At 50.6% G+C, this 2666-nt stretch carries 2 protein-coding genes; one reads left to right on the forward strand and one right to left on the reverse strand.

Features of this window, described 5'->3' with window-relative positions; genetic code table 11:
- Nucleotides 1-67: 67 nt before the first annotated feature.
- The gene (locus B3F49_RS01465; RefSeq protein WP_293908651.1) at nt 68-2008 is read right to left on the reverse strand and encodes an ATP-dependent helicase; all 1941 of its coding nucleotides are present in this window, start codon (nt 2006-2008) and stop codon (nt 68-70) included.
- 122 nt (nt 2009-2130) lie between these two features.
- On the opposite strand from B3F49_RS01465, the gene B3F49_RS01470 reads away from it, so the two are divergent.
- The coding region (locus B3F49_RS01470) for a lactonase family protein (protein ID WP_293908653.1) at nt 2131-2666 on the forward strand (536 nt) is incomplete at its 3' end.

Below are 2666 nucleotides of genomic sequence, written 5' to 3' on the forward strand. Positions count from 1 at the left end.
GTCGTTGGTTCAAACCCAATCGCACCCATTAGCCGATTCCTCTTTTGGAGTCGGCTTTTTCTTGCTCCTAGTAGATATCCTGCAAACTACTCAGAGAACTAATTGTCCTGCTTGTATAACCATGCAGCGTTGTCTGTACCAGGTCAGGCGGGATTGATTCTAGAAAATATGCTTCTCCTATGGCGGGAGAAGAGTCCACCCACATGGAGTTCCTGGCTTTTGCGTAGCGGGTGATGATCAACTCATTCTTTGCACGGGTACAGGCAACATAGAGCACCCTGCGCTCTTCTTCCTCAGCCTCCAGATCGCCGAGGGAACGGGAGTGAGGATACTGTGAAGGAATTGCTGAAGCAATAAAACAAATCGGTGCTTCGGTACCCTTGGCGCTATGGACGGTGATAAGGGTGAGGGCATCGTCGCTGCTCTTGTTGCTCAACTGGGTGCCATGCATCGGATCAAGGGTGAAATCATCAATGAATTGCCCAAGGGTGGTATACGTACGAGCCACTTTCTCCAGCAACTCCAAATCCTGTTTACGTTGTTTCCAATGGTCATAGCGCTCAGCCAACAGGGGACTCAACTGCTGGATTACCGCCTTGATGCACTTTGCTGGAGTGGATCCAGCTTTCATTGCCGCAGAGAGTGCCTCGACACTGGGATGGCCCACGCCTACCGCAGTCTCCAAAGCTTGAACGATTGAATTTGCATCCTGCAGATTGCTGACGATACGCTCGGCAGTAACCTCCCCGATGCGGGGAAACAACTGCAGATACCGCATCCATGCAAGGTCGTCGGTGCTGTTTCGCACCAAACGCAACAGGGAAAACACATCCCGTACATGAGCTGACTTGGTCAGCACCAACCCGCCGATGAATCGATAGGGAATCTTGCGACTGATCAGTTCCGCCTCAAGTGTCTTGGCCTCATAGCTGGAACGGTATAAAACCATGATGTCGGAGAGAGGAATCTTCTGCTCCTGATAGCCCACCACCTGGTCGGCAATCCACGAGCATTCATCACTTTGGCTCTCAAAGTCCTCCAACCGAACCAAATTCCCGCTTCTGCCCCTGATCGCCTCAAGCTTGTGATGGTAAGGATATGAGGAACACGATAAGAGCCAGTTGGAGACATCCAAAATTTCCTGGTAACTGCGATAATTGAGTGAAAGCGTAAAAGCAATGCTGTCGCCGAACATGCTCTCAAACTCCAACATATGGGAGAACTCGGCTCCCCGGAACCGATAAATCGACTGAGCCGGATCGCCGACACAGAACAGCGTCACCTTCTCAGCACAAAAGTGCTTGAGGATGTTGAACTGGATTGGATTGGTATCCTGCATCTCATCAACCAGCACCTCATCGAACAACGAACAAACTGCATGCCGTAATGCGGGTTTCTTTGCCAGCGCCTCATCGAACTTGATGAGCAGATCATCGTAGTCAAGGTAGCCCCGTTCCTCTTTTCTCTGCTGGTACAGGCTGAACATCTGCATGCACAATTGCATCTGCTGATCATCCAAGTCTGTTTGTTCGTGAAGATAGTCTTCTGTATTTTGAAGTGTGTTGCGGCTGTATGAGTAGAGAGAAAGCAGGTGGTCGGAGCGGGGGAAATCCTGCTTCGGACCCTTGAGGTGTTTGATCAGGGATTTGCGTACAATGCTCATCAGGTTGTTCTGGTCGTCGGAATCGATGACATTCAACCCGCTGATATCAAAACTCTTGGGAAGCTGACTCATGACCTTCAGACAAAATGCATGGAACGTGCCCATCTGCACCGCTTCTCCTGAGGGACCAACCTCATGGGCAAGCCTGTGACGAAGCTCCTGAGCCGCACGATTGGTGAATGTAACGATGAGAATCCTCTCTGCCTGCGTCCCTTGCATGATCTGGTGGGCGGCTCGTGCAATAATGGTGCGCGTCTTGCCACTACCCGCCCCGGCATTCACCAAAATATTGCGGTTCGGTCCGGCATACGTTACAGCATCACGTTGTTGTTGATTGAGTTCCATTTCATCGCCTCAACATCTGTATAGTCATTACAGCCTATCACCTCTTGTATCCATTGACTAGAGTCGGGAACTTCTTCTGTGAATATATTTGCTTTTAGCTATTGTGGCGACTACCATAGGCTATGCACACACTGGTAGTAGGAAGCAGGGTTTCATCGGACAAACAGGGAATAACCTTCTGCTGCTTTGATGAACAGACAGGGGTTATTCAGTACCTCACAGGCATTGACGGAGTGGAGCAACCCACTTTCCAATGCTTCGATCATGAGAAGAACATACTCTATACAGTCAGTGAGACGGAAACCGACGGTCATGTGTACGGCTTTCGCGTCTCACCATCGTTGAAATGTGAGCAAATTTTGTGTGTTCCCAGCCTTGGGGGCTCTCCCTGCCATCTGGCTCTTGCTCCTTCAGGGGTCGGCCTTGCAATAGCAAACTACGCCGACGGGGTGGTCACCTTTCTTGGATTTGGAAAGCCCGACTACAGAGAGACTTTTTCAGGAAAGGGCAAGCATCCAGTACGGCAGGAGGGAAGCCACATTCACAGCAGTCTCTGGACAGCTGAAGGCTCCTCACTTCTGGTTGCCGACTTGGGACTCGACCGCCTAATCTGGTATAAGGACTCCTTCACTGCCAAGCAATACATCCAAGTACCACC

Source organism: Sphaerochaeta sp. UBA5836, from assembly GCF_002432845.1.
Classification (GTDB): domain Bacteria; phylum Spirochaetota; class Spirochaetia; order Sphaerochaetales; family Sphaerochaetaceae; genus Sphaerochaeta.